Origin of the sequence: Pseudomonas sp. AA-38 (assembly GCF_029457475.1) — a bacterium.
Classification (GTDB): domain Bacteria; phylum Pseudomonadota; class Gammaproteobacteria; order Pseudomonadales; family Pseudomonadaceae; genus Aquipseudomonas.
Window position 1 is genome coordinate 1,868,566 of record NZ_CP120359.1, and the last position, 25,359, is coordinate 1,893,924.

At 63.7% G+C, this 25,359-nt stretch carries 31 protein-coding genes and 1 tRNA gene; 25 read left to right on the forward strand and 7 right to left on the reverse strand.

Features of this window, described 5'->3' with window-relative positions; all coding sequences use genetic code 11:
- Positions 1-67 precede the first annotated feature (67 nt).
- The 4 genes from PVE35_RS08545 to PVE35_RS08560 all read right to left on the reverse strand — a co-directional run bounded on the left by PVE35_RS08545 (position 68) and on the right by PVE35_RS08560 (position 2,097).
- Positions 68-472 carry a Spy/CpxP family protein refolding chaperone gene (locus tag PVE35_RS08545; RefSeq protein WP_268178060.1) on the reverse strand — a complete coding sequence of 135 codons (405 nt, stop codon included), beginning with the start codon at positions 470-472 and terminating at the stop codon, positions 68-70.
- A 229-nt stretch (positions 473-701) separates the two neighbouring features.
- Positions 702-1,379 (reverse strand): response regulator transcription factor, encoded by a 678-nt coding sequence (locus tag PVE35_RS08550; protein WP_268178059.1) that lies wholly within the window; start codon positions 1,377-1,379, stop codon positions 702-704.
- 5 nt (positions 1,380-1,384) lie between these two features.
- On the reverse strand, positions 1,385-1,777 hold the full coding sequence (locus PVE35_RS08555) for a translation initiation factor 2 (IF-2, GTPase) (RefSeq protein ID WP_268178058.1): 393 nt from the start codon (positions 1,775-1,777) through the stop codon (positions 1,385-1,387).
- 20 nt (positions 1,778-1,797) lie between these two features.
- Positions 1,798-2,097: a YciI family protein gene (locus PVE35_RS08560; protein ID WP_277374385.1), complete on the reverse strand. Its 300-nt coding sequence runs from the start codon at positions 2,095-2,097 to the stop codon at positions 1,798-1,800.
- A 114-nt stretch (positions 2,098-2,211) separates the two neighbouring features.
- On the opposite strand from PVE35_RS08560, the gene PVE35_RS08565 reads away from it, so the two are divergent.
- The 7 genes from PVE35_RS08565 (at position 2,212) to PVE35_RS08595 (ending at position 7,763) form a co-directional block, all read left to right on the forward strand.
- Positions 2,212-3,078, forward strand: coding sequence for a PHP domain-containing protein (locus PVE35_RS08565; RefSeq protein WP_277374386.1), 867 nt, complete (start codon positions 2,212-2,214; stop codon positions 3,076-3,078).
- 13 nt (positions 3,079-3,091) lie between these two features.
- Positions 3,092-3,721, forward strand: coding sequence for an L-threonylcarbamoyladenylate synthase (locus PVE35_RS08570; protein ID WP_277374387.1), 630 nt, complete (start codon positions 3,092-3,094; stop codon positions 3,719-3,721).
- 83 nt (positions 3,722-3,804) lie between these two features.
- The gene (locus tag PVE35_RS08575) at positions 3,805-4,980 is read left to right on the forward strand and encodes a tryptophan--tRNA ligase (RefSeq protein ID WP_277374867.1); all 1,176 of its coding nucleotides are present in this window, start codon (positions 3,805-3,807) and stop codon (positions 4,978-4,980) included.
- A 134-nt stretch (positions 4,981-5,114) separates the two neighbouring features.
- Entirely contained in the window at positions 5,115-5,813 is a 699-nt protein-coding gene (locus PVE35_RS08580) for a ScpA family protein (protein ID WP_268184335.1), read from the forward strand.
- Positions 5,810-6,604 carry an SMC-Scp complex subunit ScpB gene (gene scpB, locus PVE35_RS08585; protein ID WP_268178053.1) on the forward strand — a complete coding sequence of 265 codons (795 nt, stop codon included), beginning with the start codon at positions 5,810-5,812 and terminating at the stop codon, positions 6,602-6,604. The genes PVE35_RS08580 and scpB overlap by 4 nt, the downstream gene beginning before the upstream one ends.
- A gap of 93 nt (positions 6,605-6,697) precedes the next feature.
- On the forward strand, positions 6,698-6,880 hold the full coding sequence (locus tag PVE35_RS08590) for a DUF1289 domain-containing protein (protein ID WP_268178052.1): 183 nt from the start codon (positions 6,698-6,700) through the stop codon (positions 6,878-6,880).
- 157 nt (positions 6,881-7,037) lie between these two features.
- Positions 7,038-7,763 (forward strand): amidotransferase, encoded by a 726-nt coding sequence (locus PVE35_RS08595; protein WP_268178051.1) that lies wholly within the window; start codon positions 7,038-7,040, stop codon positions 7,761-7,763.
- Positions 7,764-7,842: 79 nt separating this feature from the next.
- Here the strand turns inward: PVE35_RS08595 and PVE35_RS08600 are convergent, their stop codons facing one another.
- Positions 7,843-8,532 (reverse strand): crotonase/enoyl-CoA hydratase family protein, encoded by a 690-nt coding sequence (locus PVE35_RS08600; RefSeq protein ID WP_277374388.1) that lies wholly within the window; start codon positions 8,530-8,532, stop codon positions 7,843-7,845.
- 183 nt (positions 8,533-8,715) lie between these two features.
- On the opposite strand from PVE35_RS08600, the gene PVE35_RS08605 reads away from it, so the two are divergent.
- From PVE35_RS08605 to PVE35_RS08645, 9 genes are all read left to right on the forward strand, one after another.
- A complete protein-coding gene (locus PVE35_RS08605; RefSeq protein WP_268178049.1) occupies positions 8,716-8,925 on the forward strand; it encodes a hypothetical protein in 210 nt (69 codons plus the stop codon).
- 93 nt (positions 8,926-9,018) lie between these two features.
- A tRNA-Ser gene (locus PVE35_RS08610) sits at positions 9,019-9,108 on the forward strand.
- Positions 9,109-9,406: 298 nt separating this feature from the next.
- Positions 9,407-9,703, forward strand: a complete 297-nt coding sequence (locus PVE35_RS08615; RefSeq protein ID WP_277374389.1) for a type II toxin-antitoxin system MqsR family toxin — start codon at positions 9,407-9,409, stop codon at positions 9,701-9,703.
- 2 nt (positions 9,704-9,705) lie between these two features.
- Positions 9,706-10,107, forward strand: coding sequence for a type II TA system antitoxin MqsA family protein (locus PVE35_RS08620; RefSeq protein WP_277374390.1), 402 nt, complete (start codon positions 9,706-9,708; stop codon positions 10,105-10,107).
- Positions 10,108-10,431: 324 nt separating this feature from the next.
- On the forward strand, positions 10,432-10,788 hold the full coding sequence (locus PVE35_RS08625; protein ID WP_277374391.1) for a hypothetical protein: 357 nt from the start codon (positions 10,432-10,434) through the stop codon (positions 10,786-10,788).
- Positions 10,789-11,048: 260 nt separating this feature from the next.
- Positions 11,049-11,258: a hypothetical protein gene (locus PVE35_RS08630; protein WP_277374392.1), complete on the forward strand. Its 210-nt coding sequence runs from the start codon at positions 11,049-11,051 to the stop codon at positions 11,256-11,258.
- Positions 11,259-11,360: 102 nt separating this feature from the next.
- Positions 11,361-12,488, forward strand: coding sequence for an elongation factor P maturation arginine rhamnosyltransferase EarP (gene earP / locus PVE35_RS08635; RefSeq protein WP_277374393.1), 1,128 nt, complete (start codon positions 11,361-11,363; stop codon positions 12,486-12,488).
- Positions 12,489-12,531: 43 nt separating this feature from the next.
- Positions 12,532-13,104 (forward strand): elongation factor P, encoded by a 573-nt coding sequence (gene efp, locus PVE35_RS08640; RefSeq protein ID WP_268178026.1) that lies wholly within the window; start codon positions 12,532-12,534, stop codon positions 13,102-13,104.
- 73 nt (positions 13,105-13,177) lie between these two features.
- Complete coding sequence (locus tag PVE35_RS08645) at positions 13,178-13,678, forward strand: RDD family protein (protein WP_277374394.1); 501 nt, start codon at positions 13,178-13,180, stop codon at positions 13,676-13,678.
- 10 nt (positions 13,679-13,688) lie between these two features.
- Here PVE35_RS08645 and PVE35_RS08650 read toward each other — a convergent pair whose 3' ends face one another.
- Positions 13,689-14,639 carry a LysR family transcriptional regulator gene (locus PVE35_RS08650; RefSeq protein WP_277374395.1) on the reverse strand — a complete coding sequence of 317 codons (951 nt, stop codon included), beginning with the start codon at positions 14,637-14,639 and terminating at the stop codon, positions 13,689-13,691.
- Between the two features lie 98 nt (positions 14,640-14,737).
- Between PVE35_RS08650 and PVE35_RS08655 the strand changes: the two genes are divergently transcribed.
- Positions 14,738-15,493, forward strand: a complete 756-nt coding sequence (locus PVE35_RS08655) for a sulfite exporter TauE/SafE family protein (RefSeq protein ID WP_268178023.1) — start codon at positions 14,738-14,740, stop codon at positions 15,491-15,493.
- A gap of 10 nt (positions 15,494-15,503) precedes the next feature.
- Here PVE35_RS08655 and PVE35_RS08660 read toward each other — a convergent pair whose 3' ends face one another.
- Positions 15,504-15,899 carry a hypothetical protein gene (locus tag PVE35_RS08660; protein ID WP_277374396.1) on the reverse strand — a complete coding sequence of 132 codons (396 nt, stop codon included), beginning with the start codon at positions 15,897-15,899 and terminating at the stop codon, positions 15,504-15,506.
- Between the two features lie 180 nt (positions 15,900-16,079).
- On the opposite strand from PVE35_RS08660, the gene PVE35_RS08665 reads away from it, so the two are divergent.
- From PVE35_RS08665 to PVE35_RS08700, 8 genes are all read left to right on the forward strand, one after another.
- A complete protein-coding gene (locus PVE35_RS08665) occupies positions 16,080-17,855 on the forward strand; it encodes a methanol/ethanol family PQQ-dependent dehydrogenase (protein WP_268178021.1) in 1,776 nt (591 codons plus the stop codon).
- Between the two features lie 307 nt (positions 17,856-18,162).
- Positions 18,163-19,683, forward strand: a complete 1,521-nt coding sequence (locus tag PVE35_RS08670; RefSeq protein ID WP_268178020.1) for an aldehyde dehydrogenase family protein — start codon at positions 18,163-18,165, stop codon at positions 19,681-19,683.
- Between the two features lie 432 nt (positions 19,684-20,115).
- Positions 20,116-20,187: a pyrroloquinoline quinone precursor peptide PqqA gene (gene pqqA / locus PVE35_RS08675; RefSeq protein ID WP_003243383.1), complete on the forward strand. Its 72-nt coding sequence runs from the start codon at positions 20,116-20,118 to the stop codon at positions 20,185-20,187.
- Between the two features lie 46 nt (positions 20,188-20,233).
- A complete protein-coding gene (gene pqqB, locus PVE35_RS08680; RefSeq protein WP_277374397.1) occupies positions 20,234-21,148 on the forward strand; it encodes a pyrroloquinoline quinone biosynthesis protein PqqB in 915 nt (304 codons plus the stop codon).
- Positions 21,149-21,176: 28 nt separating this feature from the next.
- Positions 21,177-21,929 (forward strand): pyrroloquinoline-quinone synthase PqqC, encoded by a 753-nt coding sequence (gene pqqC / locus PVE35_RS08685; protein WP_277374399.1) that lies wholly within the window; start codon positions 21,177-21,179, stop codon positions 21,927-21,929.
- 91 nt (positions 21,930-22,020) lie between these two features.
- Complete coding sequence (gene pqqD / locus PVE35_RS08690) at positions 22,021-22,299, forward strand: pyrroloquinoline quinone biosynthesis peptide chaperone PqqD (RefSeq protein WP_277374400.1); 279 nt, start codon at positions 22,021-22,023, stop codon at positions 22,297-22,299.
- Positions 22,271-23,425, forward strand: a complete 1,155-nt coding sequence (gene pqqE, locus PVE35_RS08695) for a pyrroloquinoline quinone biosynthesis protein PqqE (protein WP_277374401.1) — start codon at positions 22,271-22,273, stop codon at positions 23,423-23,425. The genes pqqD and pqqE overlap by 29 nt, the downstream gene beginning before the upstream one ends.
- On the forward strand, positions 23,413-25,296 hold the full coding sequence (locus tag PVE35_RS08700) for a S9 family peptidase (protein ID WP_277374402.1): 1,884 nt from the start codon (positions 23,413-23,415) through the stop codon (positions 25,294-25,296). The genes pqqE and PVE35_RS08700 overlap by 13 nt, the downstream gene beginning before the upstream one ends.
- The last annotated feature ends 63 nt before the right edge of the window (positions 25,297-25,359 follow it).

Sequence of the window (25,359 nt, forward strand, 5' to 3'; positions counted from 1 at the left end):
AGCAGAACCTCATGCAGAAACCGCCGGGCCCGGTTGGGCACGGCGGTGAGGGTGGGAGCCAGAGAGATTAGCTGGCCTTCTTGTCCTTCTCGGCTTTCCAGGCCTTGAATTCTTCCATTTCGGCGCGGCGCGCCTCGCGTTCCTTCAGGTGCTTGTCGAAGGCTTTCTGTTGCTCCGGGTCAAGCAGGGCGCGCATGGCCTTGTGATTGTCTTCACGAGCCTTGTCCAGGTCTTTCTTCATGGCCTGGCGCTGCGCCTCTGGCAGCTTGTCCAGGTAACGGCGGGTGATCTCGTGACGGGCCTTCATTTCTTCGCCCATCAGCTTGCGTACTTGCTGGCGCTGCTCCTTGCTCAGGTTCAGCTCCTTGAAGGGCTGCGGGCCGCGCTCATGCGGGCCTGGGCCTTCGGGCATGGCCAGGGCCAGGGTGGGCAGGGTGGCGGCGAACAGCAGGGCGGTCAGGGTCTTGCGCATGGTGGTATCTCCTTGTCTCGAAGCCGGTCGTTACCGGATGGGCTCAGTATGCGGCGAGCAAGGTCAAGGGCGGTCAGGGTTGGGTAAAGCCTGGGTAAAGATTGTCTGGGGCTGTAGCCAATTCATCCGAGATCATCGCCAACCCGACGTTGACCGCCTATCGCGGATAAATCCTACCGGTCGTGCGGCCAGGTACATGCGGTGCAGGGGGCAGCGCTGCTCTGCCGGATCAGGGGGCGTAGAAGTAACCGCGACCGCGCAGCGACAGGATGCGCGGCCGGCCGTCGGGGTGCGGGCCGAGCTTCTTGCGCAGGTTGCTGACATGCATGTCCAGGCTGCGATCGTAGAGGGTCAGCTTGCGCCCCAGTGCCAGTTGCGCCAGCGCCTGTTTGTCCAGCGGCTCGCCGGGCTGTTGCAGCAGGGCTTCCAGCAGGCGGCTTTCGGACAGGGTGAGGGGAATGTCGTGGCCGTCGAGCGTGGCGATGCCACGGTTGGGGCTGAAACGCAGGTCGCCCAGTTCCAGCTGGCTGCTGGCCGGTGCCGGCGTGCTGCGGCGCAGCACGGCGCGCAGGCGGGCGGTCAGCTCGCGGGGGTCGCAGGGTTTGGCCAGGTAATCGTCGGCGCCCAGCTCCAGGCCGAGAATGCGATCGAGCGGTTCGCCCCTGGCCGAGAGCATCAGCACCGGCAGTTCGGCATGTTCGCTGCGCAGTTGCTTGAGCAGTTCCAGGCCATTGCCGTCGGGCAGCATCACGTCCAGCACCACCGCGTCCGGGCTCTGCTCGGCCAGGGCACGGCGCGCGCTGGCGGTATCGTGGCAGGCGGTGATGTGAAAGCCGTCCTGGCTCAGCCAACTGGCCAGCAGCTCGCACAGCTCCTGGTCATCGTCTATCAGCAGCAGACGGCTCATGGTGTTCAGTTGGTCCAGCCGCGCTGTGGTTTGCGTTGCCCACGCAACAGCGCGCCCAACAGCAGGGACACCAGGCACAGCGCACCGCCGGCGGCGAACCAGGTCTGCTCTTCACTGAGCAGCCTGGGTTGAACCTGGGCCTGGCTTTCCTTGAGTTGCAGGCGCAGGCGCTGGTTTTCCTGGCGCAGGCGCTGCAGCAATGCGGCGTTCTTGCCTTCCAGCTCGCCACGCGCCTGCTCGCTCTGTGCCAGGCGGCGTTCCAGCTCGGCGATCTGCTCCTGGCCGGGGGCCGTAGCCGACACGGCGGCCGGCTCCTCGGGCGGTGAGACTTCTTCGGCCTGAATCGTTGCGCTCATCAGCAGCAGGCCGACCAGCAGGGGCAGCGAAATCGAACGCATGGCGATTCCTTGTCGGCGTGTCAGGGGAAGACTTTCTTGAAGGGTTTGACGATGACACTGGCATAGACGCCGGCCGCGCGATAGGGGTCGGCATCGGCCCAGCTCTGCGCCGCTTCCAGGGACTCGAATTCGGCGACGATCAGGCTGCCGCTGAAACCGGCCGGGCCTGGGTCGTTGCTGTCGATGGCCGGGTGCGGGCCGGCCAGTAGCAGGCGCCCTTGCGTTTGCAGTTGCTCGAGGCGCGCCAGGTGGGCCGGGCGGGCGGCAAGGCGATTTTCCAGGGAGTTGGCAACGTCGGTGGCGATGATGGCGTAGAGCATCTCGATCCTTAGAACAAGCGAGGCGACAGGAAGGGCTTTATTTCCGACATGGCGACAGCCGGATGACGCATGTGGGGCATAATAACAAACATCAATTGCAACGAAAGCGCCGTCATGAATGTCGATCTGCATTGCCACAGCACCGCCTCCGACGGTGTTCTCGCCCCAGCCGTGCTGGTGGAGCGGGCGCACCAGCGGGGTATCCGGCTGCTGGCATTGACCGACCACGACACCCTCGAAGGCCTCGATGAGGCGCAGCGCGCGGCGCTCGATCTTGGTGTGCACCTAGTCAATGGCATCGAGCTGTCCTGCACCTGGGGCGGCGCCACCATCCATGTCCTGGGTTATGCCTTCGAGCGCGAAGCGCCGGCTCTGCGCCAGGCCATCGAGGCCTTGCACCACGGGCGCTGGCAGCGCGCCGAGGAAATCGACCGGCGCCTGGCGGCCAAGGGTATGCCTGGTGCTTTGGACGGTGCGCGGGCGGTGCAGCAGGAACTGGGCGACAGCGGCAACGCTCCGGCACGCCCGCATTTCGCCGAATTTCTGGTGCGCGCCGGGCACGTGCGCGACCGTGCCGAGGCCTTTCGCAAATGGTTGGGTGCCGGCAAACTGGGGGACGTCAAGCAGCATTGGCCGGAACTGGAGAGCGTGGTCGATACCCTGCGCGCCGCCGACGCCTGGATCAGCCTGGCGCATCCCTGGCAGTACGACTTTACTCGTAGTAAGCGTCGGCGCCTGGTGGCGGCCTTCGCGGCGGCAGGCGGGCATGCCCTGGAGGTGGTCAACGGCATGCAGCCGGCCGAACAGGTCGGTGGCCTGGCGATCCTGGCGCGCGAATTCGGCTTGATGGCCAGCGCCGGCAGCGATTTCCACGCCCCCGGCGATTGGTCCGAGCTGGGTCTTTACCGTCCGTTGCCGGACGATCTGACGGCGCTCTGGAAGCGCTTCGAGCATGCACAGTCCATTACTGTCAGCCCATGAACAGGGAGCGAGTGTGAGTCAATTCTTCCAGATACATCCGGAGAACCCCCAGGCACGCCTGATCAAACAGGCTGTGGAGATCATCCGTGCCGGCGCGGTGGTGGTGTATCCCACCGATTCGTCCTACGCCGTGGGTTGTGCCATCGGCGACAAGAACGCGGTGGAGCGCATTCGCCGCTTGCGCCAGCTCGACGACAAGCACAACTTCACCCTGGTCTGCCGTGACCTGTCCCAGCTCGGCCTGTTCGCCAAGGTCGACACCGCCGCCTTCCGCCTGCTCAAGAATCACACTCCAGGCCCTTACACCTTCATTCTCAACGCCACTCGCGAAGTGCCGCGCATGCTGCTGCATCCCAAGCGCCGCACCATCGGCCTGCGCGTGCCCAGCCATCCCATCGCCCTGGCGCTGCTCGAGCAATTGGGCGAGCCGTTGATGAGCGTCAGCCTGATCCTGCCTGGCGACGAGCTGCCTCTGTCCGACCCCTACGAAATGCGCCAGTTGCTCGAGCATCAGGTGGACCTGATCATCGACGGCGGTTTCGGCGGGCTGGAGGCCTCCACGGTGATCAATCTGTCCGGCGACAGCCCGGAAATCATCCGTGTCGGTTGCGGCGATCCGGCACCCTTTGCCGAAGAGGCCTGAGTGCTGGCTATAATCGGGACTTTTCTCGTTCAGGGTAGAACCTCTTGAGTGCCATCGACTCCGGGCGCCGCATCATGTCTGGCATGCGCCCGAGCGGCCGTCTTCACCTCGGCCATCATCACGGCGTGCTGAAAAGCTGGGTGCGCTTGCAGCATGAGTACGACTGCTTCTTCTGCATCGTCGACTGGCATGCCCTGACCACCGACTACGCGCAGGTCGACAAGCTGCAGCAGCACGTCATGGACATGGCCATCGACTGGCTGGCGGCAGGCGTCAGCCCTAGTTCGGCGACCCTGTTCGTGCAGTCGCACGTGCCCGAACATGCCGAGCTGCACCTGCTGCTGTCGATGATCTGCCCGCTGGGCTGGCTGGAGCGCGTGCCGTCCTACAAGGAGCAACTGGAGCGGGCCACCGGCGAGGGCCTGTCCACCTACGGTTTTCTCGGTTATCCGCTGCTGCAGGCGGCGGATATCCTGCTGTACCGCGCCGGCCAGGTGCCGGTGGGCGCCGACCAGTTGCCGCACATCGAATTCGCCCGCGAAGTGGCGCGGCGCTTCAACCATCTATATGGCAGCGAGCCGGATTTCGAGCTCAAGGCCGAGGCCGCCATCGGCAAGCTGGGCAAGAAGGTCGGCAAGCTTTACCGCAACCTGCGCCGTGCCTATCAGGAGCAGGGCGACGCCGAGGCGCTGGAAACCGCGCGGGCCCTGCTCAAGGAGCAGAGCAACCTGACCCTGGGCGACCAGGAGCGGCTGTTCGGCTATCTGGACGGCGACGGCAAGGTGATCCTTGCCGAGCCGCAGCCGCTGCTGGGGGACTTCGCGCGGATTCCCGGCCTGGACGGGCAGAAGATGTCCAAGTCGCGGGACAATGCCATCTACCTGCGTGACAGCGAGACGGAAGTGGAAGAGAAGCTGCGCCGCATGCCCACCGACCCGGCACGGGTGCACCGCGACGACCCCGGCGAGCCGCAGCGCTGCCCGGTGTGGTCGCTGCACCAGCTCTATTCCAATGACGAATGCATGCACTGGGCGCTGGAGGGCTGTCGCAGCGCCTCCATCGGCTGCCTGGATTGCAAGAGTGCCCTGTGCAGCTCGATTCAGCGCGAGTTGGCGCCGCTGCAGCAGCGCGCCATCGACTATGAAGGCAGCCCGGAGTTGGTGCGCAGCATCCTCGCCGAGGGCGCCGAGCATGCCCGTGATGAAGCGCGCGAGACCCTGGCCGACGTGCGCCGCGCCATGGGCCTGAACAACCGCTGATGGAGCCCGTGGCGATGAGCGATGGCACGACCCCCGAGCCGCAGGCCGGCGCCCAGCAGGAGCTGCCGTTCGCTCTGGTGTATGGCGAGGCGGTCACCGAACTGCCGCTGGATCTGTACATCCCGCCGGATGCCCTGGAGGTGTTTCTCGAAGCCTTCGAGGGCCCGCTCGACCTGCTCCTGTACCTGATCCGCAAGCAGAATATCGACATCCTCGACATTCCCGTGGCCGAGATCACCAAACAGTACATGGGCTATGTCGAGCTGATGCATTCGGTGCGCCTGGAGCTGGCCGCCGAGTACCTGGTGATGGCCGCCATGCTGGCCGAGATCAAGTCGCGCATGCTCCTGCCACGCTCGGCCGAGGCTGAGGAAGAAGAGGACGACCCGCGCGCCGAGCTGATCCGCCGCTTGCAGGAATACGAGCGCTTCAAGTCGGCCGCCGAGGATCTCGACGAGCTGCCGCGCGTTGGCCGCGACGTGCACATACCGCGCCTCGACGCTCCCGAGGCCAGGGCGCGCAAGCTGTTGCCGGAGGTCAGCCTGGAAGAGCTGCTGCTGTCGATGGCCGAAGTGCTGCGCCGCGCCGACATGTTCGAGAGCCACCAGGTCACCCGCGAGGCGCTATCGACCCGCGAACGCATGAGCGAGGTGCTCGAGCGCCTCAAGGGCGGCGGCTTCGTGCCCTTCGTCGAACTCTTCGCCCTCGAGGAAGGGCGCCTTGGCGTGGTGGTGACCTTCATGGCCGTGCTCGAACTGATCAAGGAATCCCTGGTCGAGCTGGTGCAGAATGAGCCCTTCGCCGCAATCCATGTCAGAGCCCGTGCCGAATGAACCTAAGCGACCCCAAAGACCTGGCCCAACTGCTCGAGGCCTTCCTCCTGGCCTCCGGCAAGCCGCAGTCGCTGGAGCGCCTGTACGAGCTGTTCGAGGAGGGCGAGCGCCCCGAACCCGCGCAGTTCAAAGCGGCGCTCGACGTGCTGCGGCAGTCCTGCGAGGGCCGTGCTTTCGAGCTTAGGGAAGTGGCCTCCGGCTACCGTCTGCAGGTACGCGAGCGCTTCGCTCCCTGGGTCGGGCGCCTGTGGGAAGAGCGCCCGCAGCGCTACTCGCGGGCCTTGCTGGAAACCCTGGCGCTGATCGCCTACCGCCAGCCCATCACCCGTGGCGAGATCGAAGACGTGCGCGGCGTGGCGGTCAACAGCAACATCACCAAGACCCTGCTCGAACGCGAGTGGATCCGCGTGGTGGGCTACCGCGACGTACCGGGGCGCCCGGCCATGTTCGCCACCACCAAGGGCTTTCTCGACCACTTCAACCTCAAGAGCCTGGACGAGCTGCCGCCACTGGCCGCCTTGCGCGAGCTGGAGCCCGAGCCGCAACTGGCCCTGGACGACGAAGCCGAGGTGCCGGCAGGCCTGCAGGCGCGCGCTGACCTGGCCCTGGAGGAGGGCGAGCCCGAGCCCGCCGAACCGCGCGAGGAAACCAGCTTCCGCAGCTTGCTGGCTGAGCTCGACTCGATGGAAGAAGGCCTCAAGACGGACTTCGACGACCTGCGCCTGGTCGAAGACGAGCCGCCAGCCGAGCAAGCACAGGCCGACCTCGAAGGCGACGAAACCTTGCATTGAAAGGCTCAACAGGCCGCATGCAATCCTTCAATCCCGCTGGTGTGCACGCCTTCCTTATGCTGCGTGCACATCCCAAGGTCGAGGACGCGCATCATGAGCAAGAGCCCCTGTATCAAGGTCTGTGAGTTCAAACAGGACATCTGCCTGGGCTGTGGCCGTAGCCGCCAGGAAATCAAGGCTTGGAAACGCCTGGACAAGATCGAGCGCCTGCACCTGCTGGCCGAGGCCGAAATGCGCCTGCTGAGCCTGCAGGCCAGAGGGTTGCGCAAGACCTGAGCTTGTCAATTTTTATTGACATCCGTTCGCCGTCTGGCATCGTCGCATTCTTGGAGCCAATAGCCGTGAAATCGGGTTCGGCTATTTCAATGCACAGGTAGCTGTGTTAAGTAAAACGCACGAAAACACCCTTGTCGTGCTCAATCCAGGAAACCCCATGTCACTGCGTATCTGCATTCTGGAAACTGATTTACTGCGCCCCGAACTGGTCGAGCAATACCACGGCTACGGCCACATGTTCGAGCAACTGTTCGCCAAACAGCCGCTGGCCGCGGAGTTCAGTATCTACAACGTGGTGGAGGGGCATTACCCGCCGGACAGCGAACATTTCGACGCCTATCTGGTGACCGGCAGCAAGGCCGACTCTTTCGGCAGCGACCCCTGGATCCAGAAGCTCAAAGAGTACCTGCTCGACCGCTACCAGCGCGGCCACAAGCTGCTGGGCATCTGCTTCGGTCACCAGTTGCTGGCCCTGCTGCTCGGCGGCAAGGCCGAGCGCGCCGAGCAGGGCTGGGGCGTGGGCGTGCACAACTACCGTATCGCCAGCCAGCCGCAGTGGATGGAACCCGCGCTGGACAGCCTGCAACTCTTGATCAGCCATCAGGATCAGGTCACCCGCCTGCCGGAAAACGCCACCTTGCTCGCCACCAGCGATTTCTGCCCGAACGCCGCCTACCATATCGGCGATCAGGTGCTGTGCTTCCAGGGCCATCCCGAGTTCGTTCACGACTATTCGCGCGCGCTGCTCGATCTGCGTCAGCAGCACCTGGGCGACAAGATCTACCAGAGCGGCATCGACAGCCTGCATCAGGAGCAGCAGGGCAGCACGGTGGCGCAATGGATGATGCGTTTCGTCGCCCAGGGGCGTGAGGCCAAGGCCTGACGGCTGGTGGGATGAAAAAAGAAAACCCGGAACAGGCTTCCGGGTTTTTTCTGTCTGCGCTTCGTCCAGCGGCAGGGCTTCAGTTGAGGTGCTGCCTGTCCAGGGCAATGGCGGCGTCCAGGGTTTCCAGCAGCGCCTTGCGCACCTTGAGCTTGGTGTTGCGGTGCGCGGTCATGTTGATCTTCTTGAGCTGCTGCGCGGCGGCCAGGGCCGTGGCCTGCAATGCCTCGACCGGCACTACCTTGTCGAGGAAACCGGCCTCCAGCGCCCCTTGCGGGTCGAACATCTCGCCATTGATCACCGAGCGGTGGAAAGCCGACTTGCGCAGACGGTCGCGCGCCAGCTCGATGCCCACATGGTGCATGGTCATGCCGATCTGCACCTCGTTCAGGCCGATATTGAACGGGCCTTCCACGCCGATACGGTAGTCCGCCGACAGCAGGATGAACGCTCCCTTGGCCACGGCATGGCCGGGGCAGGCGACGATGATCGGGTAGGGGTGCGCGAGCATGCGCCGCGCCAGGGTGGAGCCGGCGGCAACCAGCTCGATGGCGTTCTGTGGGCCGGAAGTCATTACCTTGAGGTCATAGCCACCAGAGAGAATGCCCGGCTGGCCGGTGATGATGACGATGGCGCGATCCTGCTCGGCGCGATCCAGCGCAGCATTGAAGGCGGCGATCACATCCGGGGAAATGGCGTTCACCTTGCCGTTGCTCAGGGTGAGGGTGGCAATGCCGTCTTCGAGTTGGTAGCTGATCAGGTCGCTCATGGCGGTTTCCTTGTTGGGCCTGCGGGCAGTGTGAGGCAGAAGGTACCCAGGCCGCTGAGCCGGGTAAAGCGCCGTGACCGACTGGCCAGTCAGGCTTTTTGCCTATCGCCATCATGCAATGTGCCTATTGGCCGCCAGAGGGCGTGGCTCTCTAGAGTGCAGAGGTGCCCATAGGAGAGCCTGATGATGAAAGTCCTGTCTGGCCTGGCGGCATTAGTGCTGCTGACGGCCTCGATTCTGCTGAGCCTGCAACCCGAGTGGCACACGCCTCTGGGAGCGACGCTGCTCTTCGTGGTGGGCCTCTGTGTCTCCCTGAGCTTCCTGCTGTTCGGCCGCATGCGCTTCGACGAGCTGCTCGCCACGCCGCCCGAGGAAACCCAGGGGCACAGATAAGCGTATGAATCCTTTAAAAAATGTTTGCCTTCGCGGAAACGTTCGACTACATTAGCGCGCCTCGACAGGCTACAGGCCAAAACGTCGAGATCCGGTGAAGTGTCCGAGTGGTTGAAGGAGCACGCCTGGAAAGTGTGTATACGGGAAACCGTATCAAGAGTTCGAATCTCTTCTTCACCGCCACTTTCGCAAAACCCGAAGCCCTGAAAGCTGAAAAGCTTTCGGGGCTTTTTTGTTTTTGGTGTCCCGTCCTGTCGACACAAGGCACCAACCCATTTGCCACTCGTTTCATTTCGATGGCGTAGTTGCCTGCCCGGACTGCTGTACTTGTTGGCGCAGGCGAGCGAAGTATTGCGGGTCTGCGGGCTGGGCAGGTCTGGATGCGGCCCCGGCAAGCAGCTCGTTGCGCAATCGTCTAGGGCTATCGTCTGGCATGGATGCTCCCTTGAGGAAATTAACCTAAAAGGTTATTTTGAGCGGCATGGAAAAGCGCAAACCCCATTTCAAGCTTGAGCTGGTGAAGCAGGCCGTAGCCGAGCAGCGTTATCGCTTCACCCGCGTAGCCCTGGAAGGGGGCGCTGAGCTGGGTATGGGGATGGCCGACATGCTGGCCGTCATCAGTGCCCTGAGCAGCCGCGACTTTTTCAAGAGCATGACAACCTATGCGGATCATACTACCTGGCAAGACGTTTACCGACCCGAAACCGAGTTCGGGCAGGTCTATCTGAAGTTCACGCTGGTGGCCGATCTGCTGATCGTTTCCTTCAAGGAGAAGTGACCATGAAATGTCCAGTATGCGGCGGGGCGGAACTGGTTCACGACACCCGCGATATGCCCTTCACCTACAAGGGGCAGACCACTCAAATTGCCGCAGTAACGGCTGACTGGTGCGATGCCTGCGGCGAGTCCCTGACCGGGCCGGCTGAGAGCGAGCGCGTCATCTGTGCCATGAACGAGTTTCGTCAGCAGGTGAACGCTCGGAGCGGTAATCAGGAGCTGATTCGCAGTGTGCGCAAGCAGTTGCGCTTGAGCCAGCGTGAAGCGGCCGAGCTGTTTGGTGGTGGCCCGAATGCGTTTTCTCGCTATGAGCGAGGCAGCACGGAAGCACCGCAGCCGCTGGTGCAGTTGTTCAAGATACTGGGGCGTCACCCGGAGCTGATCAACGAGCTGCGTGCAGGTTGAGTGTCGAAATCATGGCGCCGAATAGCGACGAGTCGAGCCGGCGGGGGGGTGGAAAGCCCGTGAGCTGCAATGCGCCGACATAGCGGGTGAGCCTTGAGCATAAGCCTATGTGGATGACCAAGCGCGTAGGAGCCCGCTTGCGGGCGATCGAGGCAAAAGCATCGCCGGCAAGCCGGCTCCTACAAAAACAGTCCGATAACGCATTCGACTTACCATCAAACAGTTTGGCTGCTCAGGCATATGCGGTACCGGAGATTTGGGCTCTGGTGGCTTGCATTGAACCGCTTTGAGATAAATGGTTACAGGTGAGAGAAGAGGGGCGAGATGACCGAGATTCATGGCTGCGGAGACTGTGGCAATTCTCCCAAGAACAGGTTCGTGCAGGATGTGGCGATAGCGCTGGAAACCGGCCAGGCGATGCCGGAGGGTTTTAGTGATGATGCTGTCTGGGAGGGCGTTGCGGACGCTCCCATCAAGGGAAGAAGCGCCATTGCCAAGGCGCTGGCTGCAAAGACCAAGCCCGCCGCTGTTGCTATCGAGCACGCGATTTCTCATGGGAAGGTCGGGGCAGCGAGCGGTTTGGTGACTTTTGCAAATGGGCAGAAGCGGCGTTTCAGCCATATTCTTGAGTTCACCAACACGAAGGCGAACTGCGTTGCCGTGATCAAGGGCTATTCATGAGCGGTAGAACCCAGTAACCGCTTCCCGTCCAGGCTTTGCCTGGCTGCGTAATCTCAAGTTGTTCTCCCTTTCGGTAAATTCGCTTCCTTTTCCTTCGATCCTCGTGAACGCCTTCGGCAATGTGGCGCCAGCCTACGCAGCCTCCTGCCCGACTGAGCATCGATTGCCCTTATGGTGACCATTGAAAGCGTCGATTTCAGCGAGCTGGTGCGCCGGCATAAGCTCACTCCAACGAAACGTGCAACAGGTTGGAGGTGGCTATGCCGCGCATCGATGTGGTTTCTCTGGTGGGCAGTGCCGTGCCCGATGAACTCAAGTCCGGTGGTCATATGGCCTGCTGGCTGCTGCTGGTCGATGGTCAGCCCAAGGCTGGCCCTTTCGCCTCTCGCGAGGCGGCGCTGGCCTGCCAGGCGATCTGGCAGTTGAGCACTGCCGTTCGCGGTGATGCGTCATCCTCCTTTCTGGCCTGATCGTTTTCCCGCGCCTGCTCTGCACTCCCCTTGGCCCGCCACATGGCGGGCTTTTCTTTTATTCGTGCAGTTAAAATGACGTTTTCCCGGTCGGGGTATGGCGTGAAGTGGGACATTTTCTGCGCCGTGGTGGACAACTACGGCGATATTGGCGTGACCTGGCGCCTGGCCCGGCAACTGGTGGCCGAACATGGTCTGGCGGTGCGTCTGTGGGTGGATGACCTGGATGCCTTCGCTCATCTGTGCCCGAGCCTCGATCCGCACGCGGCAGTGCAGGAGCAGGCGGGCGTCGAGGTGCGGCACTGGTCGGGCGTCTGGCAGCCGGTGGAGGTGGCAGATGTGGTTATCGAAGCCTTCGCCTGCACGCTGCCGGATGCATACGTCGAGGTGATGGCTGCACGCACGGTGCCGCCCTTGTGGCTGAATCTGGAATACCTCAGTGCCGAGGACTGGGTGGCTGGCTGCCATGGCCTGCCGTCGCCGCAGCCGGGCGGGTTGCAGAAGTTCTTCTTCTTTCCCGGTTTCGTCGAGGGCACTGGCGGCCTGCTGCGCGAGGCCGGTCTGCTTGCCGAGCGGGATGCATTGCAGGCCGATGTCGGCGCGCAAGCGGCCTTCCTGGCGCGATTGGGCGTGGTGCGGCAGCCCCAGGCGCAACTGATCTCGTTGTTCGCCTATGAAAACGCTGGCCTGGCCGGCTGGCTGGAGGCGCTCGCCAGCGGGTACAAAACCACGCAACTGCTGATACCGCAGGGGCGCATTCTCGCCGATGTGCAGGCCTGGCTGGGCACGTCGCTGGCGCCTGGCGAGCGATGCCAGCGCGGCAACCTGCATCTGCAGGGGCTGCCATTCATGGCGCAGGCCGATTACGACCGCTTGCTGTGGTGTTGCGATTTCAATGCCGTGCGCGGCGAGGATTCCTTCATTCGCGCGCAGTGGGCAGCAAGGCCCTTGCTCTGGCATATCTATCGTCAGGAGGAGGGCGCGCACTGGGACAAGCTCGATGCCTTTCTCGCGCTCTATCATCAGGGGCTCAGTGCGTCGGCGGATGCTGCGCTGCAGCAGCTATGGAAGGCCTGGAACGCCGAGCAGGGCATGGCAGAGGCCTGGGGCGAGGTACAGCGCAACTGGCAAGAGTTGCGCGAACATGCCGAGCGCTGGTGCTCGCAACAGGCCGCCCGGCCGGATCTTGCCTCGGCACTGGTGCAGTTTCACCGAAATTGGCTATCATAGCGGGCTTAGAATTCTGTACCTCCCGCATATTTCGGATATTCGCATGAAAACTGCACAGGAAATGAGAGTCAACAGCGTGGCCCTGATCGACGGCCAGCCGTGGCTGATCCAGAAGGCCGAGTTCACCAAGTCCGGCCGTAACAGCGCCATCGTCAAGATGAAGCTGAAGAACCTGCTCAACGGCTCCAAGACCGAGACCGTCTACAAGGCCGACGACAAGATGGAGCCGGTGATTCTCGAGCGCAAGGAAGTGACCCTGTCCTACATCAGCGGTGACGACTACGTGTTCATGGATCCGGAATACAACTCCTACGAGCTGCGCGCCGAAGATCTGGAAAGCGTTCTGCCGTTCATCGAAGAAGGCATGACAGACATCTGCGAAGCCGTGTTCTTCGAGGGCAAGGTGATCTCTGTCGACCTGCCGACCACCATCGTGCGTCAGGTTGTATACACCGAAAACGCCGCCCGTGGCGACACCTCCGGCAAGGTGATGAAGCCTGCCAAGCTGCGCAATGGCACCGAGATCAAGGTTGCCGAGTTCGTCGACATCGACGACTGGATCGAGATCGACACCCGCGACGCTTCCTACAAGGGTCGCACCCAGGCTCCGGCCTGATTCAGGTGATAGGATGAAAAGCCCAGTCAGCCGACTGGGCTTTTTTATGTCTCGTTTTTGACAGGGAGGTTTCATGGACACTCAAAATCCTTATCAGACACCCCAGGCGGCCTTGCAGGAGCGGGCGGCGGATGAACCGTTGCTGGCGTCGCGCGGTGCACGTCTCGGCGCGGTGATCATCGACTCCCTGCTGCTCGCGTTGATCACGATGCCGATTTCCTATTTCAAGGGTGATTTCGAGATGCTCGTGCAGGGCATCGAGCCGAGCATCTGGCTGCAGGTGCAGGGCATACTGATCGGCATGGTCGTGTTCGTGCTGATCAACGGAGCCTGGCTCAAGCGCTACGGGCAAACCGTGGGCAAACGCATCTGCAAGGTGCGGATCGTCGACATGCAGGGCCAGGTGCCGGCGCTGCCCGGCCTGTTGCTCAAGCGCTACCTGAGTGTATGGCTGGTGTCGCTGATTCCTGTCGCCGGCACCTTGCTGTGCAGCATCAATTACCTATTCATCTTCCGCAGCGACCGGCGCTGTGTGCACGACCACCTGGCCGGTACGCGAGTCGTGGCCGCCTGACCGACGCTGCTCAGCCCAGGCTGGCCTGCAACGCCTGATCCCAGGGCGGCGGAAAGCCGAAGCGCTGTTTGAGGAAGCTGAGCAGCAGGCGCGTTCGTGCGCTGGCTTCGCGCTCCAGGCGCAGCGCGTAGATGGTGCTGGGCTCGCTCGGGGGCAGGCCGTTCTCGCAGAACAGCGGCACCAGCTCGCCGCGCTGCAGGTGCTCGCTGATCATCCAGGTCGGCAGGTGGGCAATGCCCAGGCCGGCGATGGCGCTGAACAGCAGGGTTTCGGCGTTGTTGCTGGTTTGCCGCATGCGCTTGGGCTTGCATAGCTGCAGCTTGCCGTCGACCTCGAAGCGCCAGGCGTAGGGTGGGGCGAGGCTGTCCCAGTCGAGGCCGTCATGCTGATCGAGCTCCAACGGACTACGCGGGATGCCGCGTCGGCGCAGGTAGTCCGGGTTGGCGCAGACGATGCGGGTCATCGAAGCCAGTGGCGTGGCCACCAGTCGGCTGTCCGGCAGGGGGCCTATGCGCACCACGATATCTACTTCGCCCAGGTGCTCGCCGTGCAGGTCGGTGAAGCTGTCGATCAGCCGCAGTTGCACGTCCAGCCCCGGGTTGGCGGTGAGGAAGTCGGCGATGGCCGGGCCCAGGTGGCGGCGACCGAAGGGCGTCGGTGCGTCGATGCGGATCAGGCCTTCCGGTGCGCTGCTCAGCGATACCGCTTCGGAGCGGGCCAGATGCAGCTCGTTGAGGATGCGCCGGGCCCGTTCGGCGAAGGCCAGGCCTGCCGGCGTGACCCGCACGGCATGGGTGGTGCGGCTGAACAGGCTGCTGCCAATGGCGCGCTCCAGCGCATCGATGCGCCGCGCCACCGCTGAGGGCGTGAGCGGGTGGCGGCGAGCGGCGGCGGAGAAGCTGCCGGCTTCCAGTACGTCGAGAAACAGCTCCAGTTGAGCGGTCAGGGCATCCGGGTTCATGAGGGCTCGCTGTGCGTGATAAGCACAGCCATTTTGCGTGCTTGTGCGTTTCCATACTAGCTGCGCGCTTCTACCATGCGCACAACTGTGGAGGTGTCATGAGTGCGTTCGATCTGCTGCTGAATCTGTTGCTGGGCATGGCGTTGGGCACCCTGGGCGGGCTGTTCGGCATTGGTGGTGGGCTGATCGCCATTCCGGTGCTCGGGGTGTTGTTCGGGCTGGATCAGCAACTGGCCCAGGGCACGGCACTGGTGATGGTGGTGCCGAACGTGATGCTGGCAATCTGGCGCTATCACCAGCGCAACCGTATCGATCCACGCCATGCCCTGTTGCTGGGCGTGACCAGTTTCCTCTGTGCCTGGCTGGCCTCGCTCTATGCCGTCGGCCTGGATGCGCGCACCATGCGCTGGGCTTTCGTCTGCTTCCTGCTGGCGCTGGCGGCCTACAACCTGCTGCGTATGCTGACGCAGCAGGCGGTGCCGAGTGGCGAGCTGCGCCATTCCTGGGGCTGGTTCGGCGCGCTTGGCAGCGTGGCCGGTGGCATGGGCGGGTTGTTCGGCGTGGGTGGGGCAGTGGTGGCCACGCCGGTGCTGACCAGCGTGTTCGGCACCAGCCAGGTGGTGGCGCAGGGGTTGTCGCTATCGCTGGCGTTGCCCAGCACCGCCGTCACGCTGTTCACCTATGCGCTGCACCAGCACGTCAACTGGTGGCTGGGCGTGCCGTTGGCGGCTGGTGGGCTGCTCAGCATCAGTTGGGGCGTGCGTTTGGCGCACTCGCTGCCGGAGCGTCTGCTGCGCAGCCTGTTCTGCGGCTTTCTGTTGATCTGTGCGGTGCTGCTGACGCTGGAGCTCTAACAACAGGCTGTCAGAGTTCCTCGTCATCGCGGATCAGGATATAGCGGCTCCCCTCGGCGTCCTCTTCCTGATCGTAGACGTAGTACATCACCACTTCGCCCCGGCTCGGCTGTACGGCCACGTAGTCGCCGCTCTCGGTCGTGAAGAAGGCCTTGCTGAGCGGTGCAGCGAGGCATTCGATACGCGCGCTGAAGAACAGCGCAGGGTCTTCCTCACCGAAATATTCCTCGCGCTGGCGGGCATCCCAGTCCAACGGCGCCTCGAAGGCGCCAAGCATCAGCAGCCGTGCTTCGCCCAGGTCGAGTTCCTCGGCGTCCTCATCCTTTTCGTCCGGGCGATAGACGCTGCAGTCGAGCGCTTGCGGGTGTTCCAGCACGGCTTTGCGGGCTAGCGGGTCGAGGGGCATGGCGGTCTCCAGGGCGGTTGGGCAGGGCGGCAGTGTGGGTGATCGGGCCAGGTATTGCTACCAAGGAAGGAGGAAAATCGGCACTGGGTGCAATTGTTGGGTAAGCGGTGGGAGCCAAGAATTCGCGGCAGACCGGGAAAATTTCCCGGTAATAACAATGAACCCACAGAGGTAGCCGCAATGAAACACGCCGGTCTTCGCCAGCCCTTCCTCCTCACCGCACTCTGTGCTGCCATGCTGTTGCCATCCGCTGCCGCACTGGCGGTGACCGATGCCGAAATTCTCAAGGACGCCACCACCACTGACCAGATCGTCACCAACGGTCTGGGGCTGCAGGGCCAGCGCTACAGCCCGCTGAGCACGCTCAACGATCGCAACGTCAAGGAACTGCGCCCGGTGTGGACCATGTCCTTCGGTGGCGAGAAACAGCGCGGCCAGCAGGCCCAGCCGATGATCAAAGATGGCGTGATGTACGTCACCGCCTCCTATTCGCGAGTATTCGCTGTCGATGCGCGCACCGGCCGTGAATTGTGGCAGTACGAAGCGCGTCTGCCTGATGATATCCGCCCCTGCTGCGACGTGATCAACCGCGGCGTGGCGCTGTACGACGATCTGGTGATCTTCGGTACCCTGGATGCCAAGCTGGTGGCCCTGAACAAGGACACTGGCAAGGTGGTGTGGAGCAAGCGCGTGGCCGATCACAAGGCTGGTTACTCCATCACCGCCGCTCCCCTGGTGGTCAACGGCAAGCTGATCACCGGCGTATCCGGTGGCGAGTTCGGCGTGGTCGGCAAGATCGAGGCCTACGACCCCAAGAATGGCGACCTGCTGTGGACTCGCCCGACCGTGGAAGGCCACATGGGCTATGTCTACAAGGACGGCAAGGCGGTGGAGAACGGCATCAGCGGTGGCCAGGCCGGCAAGACCTGGCCGGGCGACCTGTGGAAGACCGGCGGCGCCGCGCCCTGGCTTGGTGGCTACTACGATGCCGACACCAACCTGCTGTTCTTCGGCACCGGCAACCCGGCACCGTGGAACTCGCACCTGCGCCCTGGCGACAACCTTTATTCCTCCTCGCGCCTGGCCCTGAACCCGGACGACGGCAGCATCAAGTGGCACTTCCAGACTACCCCGCACGACGGCTGGGACTTCGATGGCGTCAACGAGCTGATCTCTTTCGATTACCAGGAAGGCGGCAAGACCGTGAAGGCGGCTGCAACCGCCGACCGTAACGGCTTCTTCTATGTGCTTGACCGTACCAACGGCAAGTTCATCCGCGGCTTCCCCTTCGTCGACAAGATCACCTGGGCCAAGGGCCTGGACAAGAATGGCCGGCCGATCTACGACGACAGCAACCGCCCCGGCTCGCCCAGCGCCAAGGAAAAGGGCAGCAGCGTATTTTCCGCACCGGCCTTCCTCGGCGCGAAGAACTGGATGCCCATGGCCTACAGCCAGGACACTGGCCTGTTTTACGTGCCGTCCAACGAGTGGGGCATGGACATCTGGAACGAGGACATCGCCTACAAGAAGGGCGCGGCCTACCTCGGTGCCGGCTTCACCATCAAACCGCTCAACGAGGACTACATCGGCGTGCTGCGCGCCATCGACCCGAAGACCGGCAAGGAGGTCTGGCGCCAGACCAACTACGCGCCGCTGTGGGGTGGGGTGCTGACCACCAAGGGCAACCTGGTATTCACCGGCAATCCCGAGGGCTATCTGCAGGCCTTCAACGCCAAGACCGGCGAGAAGCTCTGGCAGTTCCAGACCGGTTCTGGGGTGATCGGCTCGCCGGTGACCTGGGAAATGGACGGTGAGCAGTACGTCTCGGTGCTGTCCGGCTGGGGTGGTGCGGTACCGCTGTGGGGCGGCGAGGTGGCCAAGCGCGTCAAGCACCTGAACCAGGGCGGCATGCTGTGGACCTTCAAGCTGCCCAAGGAGCTGGTGGCCAAGCAGTAACGGGCTGATGCAGCAGACGATGGCCGGCCTCTGTCCGGTCATCGTCGTTTCATGACCCTGAACGGCCGCTGACGTTTTTTCTCGGCGGGGAACGCAATGTCGAGCGAGCCGGTCTAGCCTTTAGCTTCCATGACCTCGCACCTCGCTGCTGAAGGCCCGCGCCAGACTGCTCGCCGCTCTACTACCAAATGACGAGGCGATCTGTGCCATGGGCGCATACCGAGGGCGCGGAGGGCTTTCTAAGATCGAACCATGACCTGCTTCCACCCGTCGGCTGCAGGCTCCGACAAGAAGAGAGGACCGCATCATGATTTACGCCAAACCCGGTACCCAAGGCGCCGTCGTCACCCTCAAACCGCGCTACGGCAACTACATCGGTGGTGAGTTCGTCGCTCCGCTCAGCGGCCAGTACTTCACCAATACCAGCCCGGTCGACGCTTCGGTGATCGGTGAATTCCCCCGTTCCAATGCCGCCGACGTCGACAAGGCACTGGACGCCGCCCATGCCGCCGCCGATGCCTGGGGCCGTACCAGCGTGCAGGAGCGTTCGCACATCCTGCTGAAGATCGCCGACCGCATCGAAGCCAACCTCGAACTGCTGGCCGTAGCCGAAACCTGGGACAACGGCAAGGCCGTACGCGAGACGCTGAACGCCGACGTGCCGCTGGCCGCCGATCACTTCCGCTACTTCGCCGGCTGCATCCGCGCTCAGGAAGGCAGCACCGCCGAGATCAACGACGGCACCGTGGCCTACCACTTCCACGAGCCGTTGGGTGTGGTCGGGCAGATCATCCCGTGGAACTTCCCGCTGCTGATGGCCGCCTGGAAACTCGCGCCGGCCCTGGCCGCCGGCAACGCCATCGTGCTCAAGCCAGCCGAGCAGACGCCGCTGTCCATCACCCTGCTGGTGGAAATCATCGGCGACCTGCTGCCGCCGGGCGTGCTCAATATCGTCCAGGGCTTCGGCCGCGAGGCCGGTGAAGCGCTGGCCACCAGCAAGCGCATCGCCAAGATCGCCTTCACCGGCTCCACCCCGGTGGGCTCGCACATCATGAAATGCGCGGCCGAGAACATCATCCCGTCCACTGTCGAGCTGGGCGGCAAATCGCCGAACATCTTCTTCGCCGACATCATGAACGCCGAGCCGGCCTTCATCGAGAAGGCGGCCGAAGGTCTGGTGCTGGGCTTCTTCAACCAGGGCGAGGTGTGCACCTGCCCGTCGCGCGCCCTGGTGCAGGAGTCGATCTACGACGCCTTCATGGTCGAGGTGATGAAGAAGGTCAAGCAGATCAAGCGTGGCAACCCGCTGGACACCGAGACCATGGTCGGCGCCCAGGCTTCGCAGCAGCAGTTCGACAAGATCCTCAGCTACCTGGAGATCGCCCAGCAGGAAGGCGCGCAGGTGCTGACCGGCGGTGCGGCGGAAAAACTCGAAGGCGACCTGGCCAGCGGTTATTACATTCAGCCCACCCTGCTCAAGGGCACCAACCAGATGCGCGTGTTCCAGGAAGAAATCTTCGGTCCGGTGATCGGCGTGACCACCTTCAAGGACGAAGCCGAAGCCCTGGCGATTGCCAACGACACCGAGTTCGGCCTCGGCGCCGGCGTGTGGAGCCGCGACATGAACGTCGCCTACCGCATGGGCCGTGCCATCAAGGCTGGTCGTGTGTGGACCAACTGCTACCACCTGTACCCGGCGCATGCTGCCTTCGGCGGCTACAAGAAGTCCGGGGTCGGGCGTGAAACCCACAAGATGATGCTCGACCACTACCAGCAGACCAAGAACCTGCTGGTCAGCTACGACATCAACCCGCTGGGTTTCTTCTGATTCACCGACCCCCGAGGCCGCACGTTCGCTCCGGCGTGCGGCTTTGATGTCTGGCGTAGGGTGCGCTGTGCGCACCGCTTGCTGGTGCCCAGGTGATCGTTCGGTGCGCGCAGCGCACCCTACCTGATGCGCGGCAGCAGAACCTTATCGCGACGCGGCTTCGGCCGCGTTTTTTATTGGTGATGGGTTTTGACCCTGTACCGGGCCATGATCGCGAATGCGCCACCCACATTCCTCTAGGCGCTTTTGTATTGGCACATGTTTCAGCCCGAGCAATTGCTGGAACCTTCGTGGCACGATCCATTCCTACTAAGTGGATTCACCTACCAATGCCAGTGCCGACTCATCCCAAAGTACCATTTGGCCTCTTGCCTGGCGGGGGCTTAATGAGGGTGCCGGAATGCCCCGGCGCCATAACAAGAGGACCGCACCATGTGGACTAAACCCGCCTACACCGATCTGCGTATTGGCTTTGAAGTGACCATGTATTTCGCCAACCGCTGATTGCCCCTGGCCCCGGCCCGTCCGGGGCATCCCGCTGGTGACTCCCATGCATATCCAGATTCTCGGCTCCGCCGCTGGCGGTGGCTTTCCCCAGTGGAACTGCAACTGCCGCAACTGCCGCGGTGTGCGTGCTGGCACCCTGCGCGCGCAGCCGCGCACGCAATCGTCCATCGCCATTTCCGATAACGGCGAGCAGTGGATCCTGTGCAATGCCTCGCCGGACATCCGCGCCCAGATCGAAGCCTTCCCGGCGCTGCAGCCGGCGCGCAAGCTGCGCGACACGGCGATTGCCGGCATCGTCCTGCTTGACAGCCAGATCGACCATTGCACCGGGCTTCTGACCCTGCGCGAAGGCTGCCCCCATGAGGTCTGGTGTACCGAGATGGTGCATCAGGATCTGACCACGGGCTTTCCGCTGTTCAACATGCTTGCCCACTGGAACGGCGGCCTGCAGCACCGCTTGATCGATCTGGACGCCAAGCCCTTCGCCATCCCGGCCTGCTCGGCCTTGAGCATCACCGCCATTGCCCTGCGCAGCAGCGCACCGCCGTATTCGCCGCATCGCGGCAATCCGCATCCGGGCGACAACATCGGCCTGTTCATCGAGGACAGCCGCAGCGGCCGCAGCCTGTTCTATGCCCCCGGCCTCGGCCAGGTGGACGAGCACCTGCTGAGCTGGATGCGCCGCGCCGATTGCCTGCTGGTGGACGGCACCCTCTGGCGTGACGACGAAATGCGCCTGTGCGAGGTGGGCGACAAGCTTGGCAGCGAGATGGGCCACCTGTGCCAGAGCGGCCCAGGCGGCATGATCGAGGTGCTCGACGGCCTGCCGTCGGCGCGCAAGATCCTCATTCATATCAACAACACCAACCCGATTCTCGACCTGGACTCGCCCGAGCGCGCCGAACTGGACGCGCATGGCATCGAGGTCGCATTCGATGGCATGAGCATCCACCTGTGACGGGCCAATAAGAAAAAACGGAGAGCCGATGAGCCAAGCTGCCATGACCCCTGCCGAGTTCGAGCAGGCGCTGCGTGCCAAGGGTGCGCTGTACCACATCCATCACCCCTTCCATCGCGCTATGTACGAAGGCCGTGCCACCCGCGAGCAGATCCAGGGCTGGGTGGCCAACCGCTTCTACTACCAGGTCAATATCCCGCTCAAGGATGCGGCGATTCTCGCCAACTGCCCGGATCGCGAAACCCGCCGCGAGTGGATTCAGCGCATCCTCGACCACGATGGCGCGCCTGGCGAGGAGGGCGGTATCGAAGCCTGGCTGCGCCTGGCCGAGGCGGTCGGTCTTGACCGTGAACAGGTGCTGTCGCAGGAGCTGGTATTGCCCGGCGTGCGCTTCGCCGTCGATGCCTACGTCAACTTCGCCCGCCGCGCCAGTTGGCAGGAAGCGGCCAGCAGCTCGCTGACCGAGTTGTTCGCCCCGCAGATCCATCAGTCGCGCCTGGATGCCTGGCCGCAGCACTATCCGTGGATCGATGCCACCGGCTACGACTATTTCCGCAAGCGCCTGAAGGAGGCGCGCCGGGATGTCGAGCATGGCCTGCGCATCACCCTCGAGCACTACCGCACCCGTGAGGCGCAGGAGCGCATGCTGCAGATCCTGCAATTCAAGCTGGACGTGCTGTGGAGCATGCTCGACGCCATGAGCATGGCCTACGAACTGCAGCGCCCGCCGTATCACACGGTGACCGAGCAGCGCGTCTGGCATCGGGGGATCGCGCTATGAACCTCGATGTGTCGGTGCGCGTGGCGCACCCTACGGTTGAGCCTTTTGTAGGGTGCGCTGTGCGCACCAGCACCATGACGGAGTCCGTTCCATGACTGCCAACCTTCTGCCCAGCGTGCCCGCCATTCGCCGTGGTTTCCGCCTGCAATTCGAGCCCGCTCAGGACTGCCATGTGCTGCTTTACCCGGAGGGCATGATCAAACTCAACGACAGTGCCGGCGAGATTCTCCAGCAGGTCGACGGCACGCGCTCGGTGGGGGAGATCATCGCCAACCTGCAGCAGCGTTTCCCCGGTGTGCCGGGCATCGACGAAGACATCCTGGCCTTTATCGAGGTGGCCCATGCACAGTTCTGGATCGAGCTTCGCTAAACCGGGCGTGCCGATTGGTCAGCCCTTGTGGTTGCTGGCCGAGCTGACCTACCGCTGCCCGCTACAATGCCCGTACTGTTCCAACCCGCTGGACTTCGCTCAGCAGGGCGCCGAGCTGTCCACCGCCGAGTGGATCGAGGTGTTTCGCCAGGCCCGTGAGCTGGGTGCGGCGCAGTTGGGCTTTTCCGGCGGCGAGCCGCTGGTGCGCCAGGATCTGGCTGAGCTGATCACAGCGGCGCGCGGCCTGGGTTACTACACCAACCTGATCACCTCCGGCATCGGCCTGACCGAAGCGCGCATCGCCGAGTTCGCCGAAGCTGGCCTGGATCATATCCAGATCAGCTTTCAGGCCGCCGACGAGGAGGTGAATAACCTGCTGGCCGGCTCGAAGAAGGCCTTCGCGCAGAAGCTGGCCATGGCCCGTGCGGTCAAGGCCCATGGCTACCCGATGGTGCTCAACTTTGTCACCCATCGGCACAACATCGACAATATCGAGCGCATCATCGAGCTGTGCCTGGAGCTGGAGGCGGACTTCGTCGAACTCGCCACCTGCCAGTTCTATGGCTGGGCCGAGCTCAACCGTGCCGGGCTGTTGCCGACCCGTGCGCAGCTCGAACGTGCCGAGCGCATCACCAATCAGTGGCGCGACAAGCTGGCGGCCGAGAAGCACCCGTGCAAGCTGATCTTCGTCACCCCGGATTATTACGAGGAGCGCCCCAAGGCCTGCATGAACGGCTGGGGCAGCCTGTTTCTCGACATCACCCCGGATGGCACGGCGCTGCCTTGCCACAGCGCACGGCAATTGCCGGTGCAATTTCCCAACGTGCGCGAGCACAGCCTCGAACATATCTGGCGGCACTCCTTCGGCTTCAACCGCTTTCGCGGCGACGACTGGATGCCCGAGCCCTGCCGTAGCTGCGACGAGAAGCACAAGGATTTCGGCGGCTGTCGCTGCCAGGCCTTCATGCTCACCGGCGACGCCAGCAACGCCGACCCGGTGTGCAGCAAGTCGGCGCACCATGAGGTGATTCTCGCCGCGCGGCGGCAGGCCGACGAGGCGCCGCTGGGCCTGGATGCCCTGCAGTACCGCAACGAGAAGGCCTCGCGGATCATATGCAAGGCGTAGGGTGCGCCGTGCGCACCGATCACGACAGCATCTGGAGTGCCGAGCAGGCCGCAGCCGCCAGCGCCGATTTCGCCGAGTTGCACGTTGCCCATGGCGGTGTGCTGTGGGTGGCGTTCGATCCCGGGCTGGCGCGTTGCGGGCTGTTCTTCTGCTGCGATGGCGTCGTGCGTGAGCTGACGCCGCCAGGGTTTTCCGTGCGCAGCCGGGTCTACGAATACGGTGGCGGTGCCTGCTGCGCCACGGAGCTGGGCGTGGCGTTCGTCAACGAGAGCGACCAGCAGGTCTATCGCATCGATTTCGCGGTGGACGGCGGTGCGCACAGCGCACCCTACGCCATCACCGATGCGGCTCACTGCCGTTATGGCGACCTGTCCTTAGTGCCTGCCTGGCAAGCGCTGCTGGCGGTGGAGGAAAGCCATGAAGGCGACGTGGTGGTGCATCGCCTGGTGCGTATCGGTCTGAACGGCAAGCGCGAGGTACTGGTCGAGGGCGCCGATTTCTATGCCGCGCCCGTAGTCGATGCCCAAGGCCAGCGCCTGGCCTGGATCGAATGGGACAGGCCGAACCAGCCCTGGGTCGCCACGCGCCTGTGCCTGCGTGAGTCCGGCGAACCTACCCGCATACTGGCTGGTGAGGCGGGGGACCGCTCCTTGCAGCAGCCACGCTTCGACGCCCAGGGCCGGTTATGGGTGCTGAGCGACCAGGCCGGCTGGTGGCAGCCCTGGTGTGTCGACAGGGAGGCGGAACCCCAGGGTGCGCCTGGCGACCATGCCCCGGCGCCCTGGCAACTGGGTGGCTGTACCTATCTGCCGCTGGCGAACGACGAGCTGCTGCTGACCCGCTTCGAGCAGGGTGTCGGCGTGCTGGTAGGGTGCGCCGTGCGCACCCGCGATCTCGACGGCAAAACAATCGGTGCGCACAGCGCACCCTACGAACGGAGGCTGGCTGAAGGCTTCACCCGCTTCCGTTCCCTGGCTGCCGATAGCGAATATTTCTACTGTATCGCTGCTGCGCCGGATCGCCTGCCGGCCGTGCTCGCTATTGGTCGCAGCGATGGCGCACTGCATATACGCGCCGGTGGCGAACAGCCCTTGCCCAGCGCACAGCTTTCCCGGCCGGAGCCCTTGAGCTGTGAAGTGGGGCAGGGCGAGCACTGCCATGGATTTTTCTACGCCCCGGTTTCTTCCGGTGGATGTCCGCCGCTGGTGGTCTTCCTGCATGGCGGGCCCACTTCGGCCTGCTATCCGGTGTTCGACCCGCGCATCGCCTTCTGGACGCTGCGCGGCTACGCCGTGCTTGATCTCAACTACCGGGGCAGCAGCGGTTATGGCCGCGCCTATCGCCTGCGCCTGGCCGGGCAGTGGGGCGAGCTGGAGGTGGAGGACATCGGCGCCGCCATCAAGGCGCTGGCTGCCAGCGGCCGTATCGACGCGCAGCGGGTGTTCGTGCGCGGCGGCAGTGCCGGTGGTTTCAGCGCGCTGCGAGCGCTGGTCGAGCTGCCATTTCTGCGCGGTGGCGCCAGCCTCTATGGGGTCAGTGCTCCTCTGGCGCTGCGCGAGGCGACTCACAAGTTCGAGGCCGACTATCTGGACTGGCTGATCGGCGACCCCGAGCGGGATGCCGAGCGCTACCGGCGTCGCACGCCTCTTTTGCAGGCCGGGTGCATCCAGGCGCCGGTGATCTTCTTCCAGGGCGGGTTGGACGCCGTGGTGGTGCCGAGCCAGACCGAGTCGATGGTCGAAGCCCTGCGCGAGCGCGGCCTGGCAGTCGAATACCTCCTCTTCCCCGGCGAGCGCCATGGCTTTCGCCAGGCCGCCCATCTGGCCGAAGCCCTGCGTGCCGAGCATGACTTCTACCAGCGCCTGACCTAGGTCGCATTGCATAAAACGGGCAATGCAGTAGGCTGATGGTCAGTCCATAACAACAAGATTCAG

Bases quoted from the DNA above. Each gene is read 5' to 3' on its own strand.
- PVE35_RS08545 (WP_268178060.1), bottom strand. From the start codon at position 472: ATGCGCAAGACCCTGACCGCCCTGCTGTTCGCCGCCACCCTGCCCACC.
- PVE35_RS08550 (WP_268178059.1), bottom strand. From the start codon at position 1,379: ATGAGCCGTCTGCTGCTGATAGACGATGACCAGGAGCTGTGCGAGCTG.
- PVE35_RS08555 (WP_268178058.1), bottom strand. From the start codon at position 1,777: ATGCGTTCGATTTCGCTGCCCCTGCTGGTCGGCCTGCTGCTGATGAGC.
- PVE35_RS08560 (WP_277374385.1), bottom strand. From the start codon at position 2,097: ATGCTCTACGCCATCATCGCCACCGACGTTGCCAACTCCCTGGAAAAT.
- PVE35_RS08565 (WP_277374386.1), top strand. From the start codon at position 2,212: ATGAATGTCGATCTGCATTGCCACAGCACCGCCTCCGACGGTGTTCTC.
- PVE35_RS08575 (WP_277374867.1), top strand. From the start codon at position 3,805: ATGCGCCCGAGCGGCCGTCTTCACCTCGGCCATCATCACGGCGTGCTG.
- scpB (WP_268178053.1), top strand. From the start codon at position 5,810: ATGAACCTAAGCGACCCCAAAGACCTGGCCCAACTGCTCGAGGCCTTC.
- PVE35_RS08590 (WP_268178052.1), top strand. From the start codon at position 6,698: ATGAGCAAGAGCCCCTGTATCAAGGTCTGTGAGTTCAAACAGGACATC.
- PVE35_RS08595 (WP_268178051.1), top strand. From the start codon at position 7,038: ATGTCACTGCGTATCTGCATTCTGGAAACTGATTTACTGCGCCCCGAA.
- PVE35_RS08600 (WP_277374388.1), bottom strand. From the start codon at position 8,532: ATGAGCGACCTGATCAGCTACCAACTCGAAGACGGCATTGCCACCCTC.
- PVE35_RS08605 (WP_268178049.1), top strand. From the start codon at position 8,716: ATGATGAAAGTCCTGTCTGGCCTGGCGGCATTAGTGCTGCTGACGGCC.
- PVE35_RS08615 (WP_277374389.1), top strand. From the start codon at position 9,407: ATGGAAAAGCGCAAACCCCATTTCAAGCTTGAGCTGGTGAAGCAGGCC.
- PVE35_RS08620 (WP_277374390.1), top strand. From the start codon at position 9,706: ATGAAATGTCCAGTATGCGGCGGGGCGGAACTGGTTCACGACACCCGC.
- PVE35_RS08625 (WP_277374391.1), top strand. From the start codon at position 10,432: ATGACCGAGATTCATGGCTGCGGAGACTGTGGCAATTCTCCCAAGAAC.
- PVE35_RS08630 (WP_277374392.1), top strand. From the start codon at position 11,049: ATGCCGCGCATCGATGTGGTTTCTCTGGTGGGCAGTGCCGTGCCCGAT.
- efp (WP_268178026.1), top strand. From the start codon at position 12,532: ATGAAAACTGCACAGGAAATGAGAGTCAACAGCGTGGCCCTGATCGAC.
- PVE35_RS08645 (WP_277374394.1), top strand. From the start codon at position 13,178: ATGGACACTCAAAATCCTTATCAGACACCCCAGGCGGCCTTGCAGGAG.
- PVE35_RS08650 (WP_277374395.1), bottom strand. From the start codon at position 14,639: ATGAACCCGGATGCCCTGACCGCTCAACTGGAGCTGTTTCTCGACGTA.
- PVE35_RS08655 (WP_268178023.1), top strand. From the start codon at position 14,738: ATGAGTGCGTTCGATCTGCTGCTGAATCTGTTGCTGGGCATGGCGTTG.
- PVE35_RS08660 (WP_277374396.1), bottom strand. From the start codon at position 15,899: ATGCCCCTCGACCCGCTAGCCCGCAAAGCCGTGCTGGAACACCCGCAA.
- PVE35_RS08665 (WP_268178021.1), top strand. From the start codon at position 16,080: ATGAAACACGCCGGTCTTCGCCAGCCCTTCCTCCTCACCGCACTCTGT.
- PVE35_RS08670 (WP_268178020.1), top strand. From the start codon at position 18,163: ATGATTTACGCCAAACCCGGTACCCAAGGCGCCGTCGTCACCCTCAAA.
- pqqB (WP_277374397.1), top strand. From the start codon at position 20,234: ATGCATATCCAGATTCTCGGCTCCGCCGCTGGCGGTGGCTTTCCCCAG.
- pqqC (WP_277374399.1), top strand. From the start codon at position 21,177: ATGAGCCAAGCTGCCATGACCCCTGCCGAGTTCGAGCAGGCGCTGCGT.
- pqqD (WP_277374400.1), top strand. From the start codon at position 22,021: ATGACTGCCAACCTTCTGCCCAGCGTGCCCGCCATTCGCCGTGGTTTC.
- pqqE (WP_277374401.1), top strand. From the start codon at position 22,271: ATGCACAGTTCTGGATCGAGCTTCGCTAAACCGGGCGTGCCGATTGGT.
- PVE35_RS08700 (WP_277374402.1), top strand. From the start codon at position 23,413: ATGCAAGGCGTAGGGTGCGCCGTGCGCACCGATCACGACAGCATCTGG.